Source organism: Acinetobacter sp. Ver3 (assembly GCF_000632455.1).
Classification (GTDB): domain Bacteria; phylum Pseudomonadota; class Gammaproteobacteria; order Pseudomonadales; family Moraxellaceae; genus Acinetobacter.
Genome location: NZ_JFYL01000016.1, coordinates 47,540 through 53,750, shown reverse-complemented (window position 1 = coordinate 53,750; position 6,211 = coordinate 47,540). Strand labels below are relative to the sequence as shown.

Annotated in this window: 6 protein-coding genes; 1 reads left to right on the top strand and 5 read right to left on the bottom strand. The window is 39.7% G+C overall.

Features of this window, described 5'->3' with window-relative positions; genetic code table 11:
• Nucleotides 1-95: 95 nt before the first annotated feature.
• On the top strand, nucleotides 96-1,133 hold the full coding sequence (locus CL42_RS06645) for an AraC family transcriptional regulator (RefSeq protein WP_035266399.1): 1,038 nt from the start codon (nucleotides 96-98) through the stop codon (nucleotides 1,131-1,133).
• Between the two features lie 48 nt (nucleotides 1,134-1,181).
• On the opposite strand, the gene CL42_RS06640 is transcribed toward CL42_RS06645, so the two are convergent.
• From CL42_RS06640 to CL42_RS06620, 5 genes are read right to left on the bottom strand one after another with little or no spacing between them, the layout of a single operon-like run.
• Complete coding sequence (locus CL42_RS06640) at nucleotides 1,182-2,126, bottom strand: SphA family protein (RefSeq protein WP_035266397.1); 945 nt, start codon at nucleotides 2,124-2,126, stop codon at nucleotides 1,182-1,184.
• Nucleotides 2,127-2,179: 53 nt separating this feature from the next.
• A complete protein-coding gene (locus CL42_RS06635; RefSeq protein WP_035266396.1) occupies nucleotides 2,180-2,704 on the bottom strand; it encodes a flavin reductase family protein in 525 nt (174 codons plus the stop codon).
• Nucleotides 2,705-2,723: 19 nt separating this feature from the next.
• Nucleotides 2,724-3,962, bottom strand: coding sequence for a styrene monooxygenase/indole monooxygenase family protein (locus tag CL42_RS06630; RefSeq protein ID WP_035266394.1), 1,239 nt, complete (start codon nucleotides 3,960-3,962; stop codon nucleotides 2,724-2,726).
• Between the two features lie 21 nt (nucleotides 3,963-3,983).
• On the bottom strand, nucleotides 3,984-4,769 hold the full coding sequence (locus tag CL42_RS06625) for an SDR family oxidoreductase (RefSeq protein WP_035266391.1): 786 nt from the start codon (nucleotides 4,767-4,769) through the stop codon (nucleotides 3,984-3,986).
• A gap of 21 nt (nucleotides 4,770-4,790) precedes the next feature.
• The gene (locus tag CL42_RS06620) at nucleotides 4,791-6,041 is read right to left on the bottom strand and encodes a dienelactone hydrolase family protein (protein ID WP_035266390.1); all 1,251 of its coding nucleotides are present in this window, start codon (nucleotides 6,039-6,041) and stop codon (nucleotides 4,791-4,793) included.
• Nucleotides 6,042-6,211 lie beyond the last annotated feature (170 nt).

Sequence of the window (6,211 nt, the reverse complement as noted above, 5' to 3'; positions counted from 1 at the left end):
TTGCTTCATTTATTTATATCGTAAATCTCATTCCATGATATCAATTTAACACTACTGTCATGGTACGGACTACTAATGAGCCAAAAGGATTCACAATGAACCAGCTTCATTCCTCTCAGCTAACTGGGCAAAATTTTAGTAATGAATCAATTTTCAACAGCCAAAACTTGGTCTTCAATCAAGCAGATTTGAGCGAAACTTGTAAAAATGTAGGGCAAATTTTTAAGCCTCATGCACTAAAAGTGTTAAAATTAGCTAAAAATTTTAGTGCAAGCATGCACCATGTTCAAACTGGGGCTCTTTCTATCAGCCGCTTGGAATATGGCGCAGATGTATTGATCGAACCAGATCAACTTGAAAAGTTTTATCTTATTCAGATTCCTACTCGAGGCTATGCAGAAATTGAATTCGGTAAAGATAAATTTATTTCTTACTCAGAAGTAGCGTCAATTATCTCACCTGACCAATCACTCAGAATGCGCTGGCGAGCTCACTCCCCTCAACTCATTCTCAAAATTTCAAAAGATGATTTTGCACATCATTGTCAGCAACATATCGTGAAATCTGAACAAAAAAATGTAATTTTTAATCCTCGACTTGATTTTACCACTCAATCTGGTGGTTATTTTCTGCAACTTTTGAGAACCATGATGGATGCACTTAAATGTGAGCATCATCCTCTCCACCACCCACTTGCATTTAAGCAGTTTGAATCAAATCTATTTAATGCGCTTATTTATGGACAACCAAATAATGCTTTTTTTAAAGCAAATTCTCATCATGAGAAAAAATTAGCGCCCTACTTCATCAAACGGGCTGAAGCATACATTCACCACCACTTGCATGAACCACTCAACATAGAAGTCTTGGCTGAACAATCAGGTGTAAGTGCACGAACACTATTTGCAGGATTCAAAAACCATTTTGGCATTACCCCTATGGCATACTTACGTGAGCTTCGTTTTGAACAAGCTCATCTTGAACTGATGAATAATGAACATGCCACGGTCACTGATGTTGCATTTAAGTGGGGCTTTACTCATTTAGGTCGTTTTTCACAAGAGTACAAACGTCGTTATGGCGAGCTGCCATCATCAACGCGTAAGATTACACAAAATTCACTCTTCTCTTAATTTTATGTCTGCCAATAAAAAAGCCTGTGAAATCACAGGCTTTTTTGATTAGAAATGATGAATGTATCGAATTTGTAATCGATCGCCTTCAGTTCTATTTTTTGCATCATGCTCAAAATATGCATTTGCGACTACATGATTTTTTGGCGAGTGGCTATACATAAGTCCAGGTCCAACTGCCCACACACTTTCTTTGCGACCATCGACTTTTACACCATCAACTTTAGTATCGGTAAGCTGTTTTAAATAGTACCCACTTAACCCCAATCGAATCTGATCATGTACAGCATATTCAGATGCTAAGTTAATGTGTACTGCTTGCCCCGCTTGGATGTCATCAGCAGCACCAAAACCATAAGTTGGATCATCATTTTTAAAATTATACAAATAATGAGCGCGTGTCGAAGCTGTCCATTTCGGATTAAACCAATACGTTGCAGCCCAATATGGATTGAAGGAAAATGCATTATTACCCGGATTAATATCACGGTTTTGCTGATATTCCCCTGTCGGCAAATTTATCTGTAATTCTATTCGATGGACAAATTTTGGTCCCTGTTCACCCATGACTGGATCAAACTGGAGAAATGGACCAATCATCAAATCTCCAAATCCACTTTTAGCTTTTAAGGCTTGATTATTTAAACCATCGTCAACGCTGATTTTACTTAAATAAGGGATAAGTAAATTCAGACCTAGACTTGAATGAGCAGTCGGTTTATAGGTCGACATGTAACTTAATTGCTCGACAATCACTTGATAATTTAAATCTGTTTTGGGCAGCGGAAGCTTTTGTCCACTCGTATCTCTCAACTTATCACTGTCATAATGTTGAAAATACGTTTGCGAATACCAACCAGGTCCAGCTGGTAGTCCACCATCTAGAAAGCTGGTCATACCCAAATTCACAGTCGGTAAATCATAAGCAAAAACATGTGATGAATTTGCTGTAGTAAACAAGGTTAAAGCACTTAATATAATTTTATTTTTCATGTGTATTTCCCATAAAAAACCACGATTATTCATCGTGGTTTTTAAAGCAATGATTAAAGGTCTGGATGGCTCGCTGCAATTTGGTAACGACCAGCATGAAACACTAAGGGCTCACCAGCAGTTTGTTGATATTTTTGAATTTCACCGATAAAAATCAAGTGATCGCCACCTTCGTATTGCTGTACATTTTTACAGACAAGTGTAGCAAGTGCTTCGTTCAGTAATGGAACACCTGTATCACATTCACCATGATCAACTGTGGCAAACTTATCTTGTGCACCACGGGCAAAATGGGTAGAAAGCTGATGCTGCTCCTTCGTTAACATATGAATTGCAAAGTGCTCAGCTGCAACAAAATCGGGCAAACTTGGTGCTGTTTTCGACAAGCTCCACAACACAAGCGGTGGATCTAATGACAACGAAGAAAATGAATTGGCTGTCATACCCACTTTTCGTCCATCCGTTCCACGTGTGGTGATTACGGTAACACCTGTGGCAAACTGACCAAGAAGATTACGAATCTCGCGAGGATTACTGATGTCAATCTCTTGCAGATTAATTTTATCTAATACATCCATTTTTAACACCTCAGTTCCATCAAGCCACTTGAGAAACTTGATCTGTTTCTAATAATTCTTTCGCTGCGTTTTCGTCAAACCACCACGGTGAAAAGTTACGTGGATCATCAAAATTATTAACGATCTGAGAAGCTAAATTATGATTTTGAGATGCTGCACCCAGTAGCTCAACAACATGAGGTTGAGGTGGAACCAATAAACTATTTGTCCAGCTCACGACTTTTTCAGCATATGACCAATATTTTTCAAATGTTGACTCCATCCAATCTTCAGTAAACGCTTGATTACCGTGTGCTAAGATCGCATCGAAATAAACCTTGCTACACTTAGCTGCATTATTTGATCCTTGACCTGTGATTGGATCATTCACCACCAATGCATCTGCCATACCAAATATTTTTTTACCAGAAGCCAATGTCATGACAGGTTTACGTACCGTTGGTGGGAAACGTCCTGCTAAATATCCGCCATTATCTGTCAGCGTTACGTCTTTACAACGCTCATATTCCCACGGCAAATGTTCTTTCAAAATTTCTAAGCTTTTATTTAAATGTTCTTCTGGTGTTTTAACTTCAGCCCAGCAATCCATAGGACCATTAGGAATCCCTTCAAAAACCATAATGTCACATGGACCATTTACTGTAAGCGCAGGAAAACAAAAATACTCACCCACCCCAGGAATAATATTAAAGCTCACTCTCGAGTATGGTGAAATTGGCTTCATTCCATTCACATAAGTCAAAGCCAATGCACGCTGAGGTTTGTCAAAAGTACTACGTACTGCGTCACGTGCAAACTCTTTAACAACTTCACCTTTACCCGCAGCCAATAGCACTAATTCATACTCGTCAGCCAAATGTTCTAATTCATTTAGACCGACATCTTGGAGAACAAACTTGCCTCCACGGCGCTGAAACTCTTCAAGCCAATAAGGCATCTTGACACGTTGATCAACAGATTGAGCATAACGCTCTAATCGCGCACTCCATTTAAATGCTCTTTCACCACTTGCTGGATCAACCAAAGCAAAACTAATACCTTCTACCGCTGGACAATGCTCTTCCCAAAAATTTAATCCTAAATCACGCTCAGTCTGTAACGCAGTATGGAACATACATTGACTAGACATGACTTTACCTTGACGAATCTCATCAGGAGTTTTATTCGACAAAATCGTGATGTCATATCCCTTATCAAGCAGTCCTAATCCAAGTTGAAGTCCTGACTGACCTGCACCAACAATTGCAATTTTTCTCATCTTTATTCTCCAATATTTAATTTATTCTGCTAAACGTGGTATTGCGGGTTGATTCGTTTCAGGCCCCATGACTGAATACCCACCATCTACCGCATAATCTGCGCCAGTCACAAAACTTGCAGCATCCGACAATAAGAATGTCACTACATTTGCCACTTCTGCCGGATTACCCAAACGTCCCAAGAGATGATAATCAGTTGCTACAGCATCAGCTTTCGCACGATTTTGTCCACTCACTTCAGAAATCACTCTCGACCAAATCCAACCTGGTGAAACTGAGTTGACACGGATACCATCTGGCGCAAAATCCATTGCCATTGATTTGGTCAGTTGTAAAATTGCTGCTTTAGACACTGGATATAACCAACGCCCCGTTTGAGCACATTGCGCTGAAATCGAGGTGAAATTCACCACTGACCCTTTATTTTTTTGCAAATCTTCATATACGGCACGCGTTAGCTCAACAATAGACACCAAATTGATATCCAATGCTTTTAACCAATCTGATCGTGGTGATTTGAAACCATCATCAAGATAGGTACATGCCAAATTCACTAAATAACTGACTTCACCTAGATGATTTCTAATGCTGTTCACCGCTTCCTGAATTGCGATGTCTGAAGTTAGATCAGTTTGTATAAACATCACTTCATAAGGATGTTGCGCAGCTATGGTTTTTCCGTAATCATCAATGTCTAAAATGGCAACTTTAGCCCCTAAATTCACGAGACTTTGAACCACAGCCTGTCCAATCAATGTTGATCCACCACTGACAATGGCAACTTTATCTTTAATTTTTAATTCCATTTTTTGCCCCACATATTTTGATTATTCGATTGGCTTACCAGCACTCGACTCCCAACTTGGCATCAAGCCATTTGAAGGAATATCTTCATCTAAAAGTTTGTTCGCTGTTTCTACGCCTGCGACAGGTAATCCTTCTGGATTAAGTAGTCCGATTTGGACAAGTACAGAAGCTTGATCCCAATAAATATGTTCGTGACAAAGTTTTGGACCTCTAAACTGAATGACCCCCAACATCGGAATTTCGACATATTTTCCAGTCGGTTTTACACCTGGTAATAACCAATCTATTTCAGTATCGTGAGTGAAACTCATGATGAATTCATCCACAACCTGAGTAGATCCCACGGTTCTTGAAATTGAGGTGATTTTCATATCTTGAGGGTTTTGATGTACAAAATGATATCGATAGAATCGCGCTAACTGGCTATATCCCACACCACCTGTCAATGTTGGAATGTGATTCACATATGGTTGAGCGACCATCGTTGCCATAGTTGCTGGTACATCGCGCGTGTCGAACTCATGTCTGATATGCTCTTCCCACAATGCAACTAAGTCATAGTGAGGGCCAACCGTTTCATGTAATGCTGTTACGGTACGTTCATGGGCAAATCGCGCCGATGGTTTGTGATAATGATCGCTATTCGGTCGTGCAAATGCGTGATCAACACCTTCATAAACATAAGCATGAATATGTTTAAATTGTGCGCATGCTTCAGTGATTTGATTTCGCGCTTCAGCTGGACAGAATTGATCAAGTTCAGCCATGTGTAACACAAGCTTACCCTTCACATTCGAGAGTTCATCGAGCGCTTTTTCAATGCCTACACCGTAGTAAGCAACCGAACACGCTAAGTTATCAATACGGCATGCAGCCAAATATGCAAGTTTTCCACCAAGACAGTATCCGACCACTGACTGACCCGTAGTCGTGTCACACGTATCTAAAGTTGAAAAAAAATCTAAACTTTCACGAATATCATTTACACCCTGATCTTCATCATATTGCTGATAAAGTTGAAAAGCTTTTTCAAAATCCTCAGGTGTATAACCTAGCTCAATGTTTGGTGCAGTACGCCAAAATAGATCAGGGACTAAAACGGTATAGCCTTCCTCTGCGAGAAAGTCAGCTTTAGCTCGCATCGCTGCATTAATACCAAATATTTCATGGCACAATACAATCCCTGGACCTTTCTTCGCTTCTGGCACTGCCAAATATCCTGAATAACGATTCCCTGATTTGGTGGTGATCTCAATCGTTTGACCTGTCATTTTTTCTTCCCTAAGACATCAAATATGATCTGATCATGAAATGAAATGCGATAACAAACTGTCCAAAAGATGCGGAGACTATCCAGAGACTGCTGATTCTTTACACAAAGAATTTGCATAAATGGATATCGAATTTAATTATTCAATGAACGAAATTGAGTCGTTGGTTA

Excerpts from the sequence above, each read along its gene's own strand:
- CL42_RS06630 (WP_035266394.1), bottom strand. The coding sequence starts at position 3,962 with ATGAGAAAAATTGCAATTGTTGGTGCAGGTCAGTCAGGACTTCAACTT.
- CL42_RS06645 (WP_035266399.1), top strand. The coding sequence starts at position 96 with ATGAACCAGCTTCATTCCTCTCAGCTAACTGGGCAAAATTTTAGTAAT.
- CL42_RS06625 (WP_035266391.1), bottom strand. The coding sequence starts at position 4,769 with ATGGAATTAAAAATTAAAGATAAAGTTGCCATTGTCAGTGGTGGATCA.
- CL42_RS06635 (WP_035266396.1), bottom strand. The coding sequence starts at position 2,704 with ATGGATGTATTAGATAAAATTAATCTGCAAGAGATTGACATCAGTAAT.
- CL42_RS06640 (WP_035266397.1), bottom strand. The coding sequence starts at position 2,126 with ATGAAAAATAAAATTATATTAAGTGCTTTAACCTTGTTTACTACAGCA.
- CL42_RS06620 (WP_035266390.1), bottom strand. The coding sequence starts at position 6,041 with ATGACAGGTCAAACGATTGAGATCACCACCAAATCAGGGAATCGTTAT.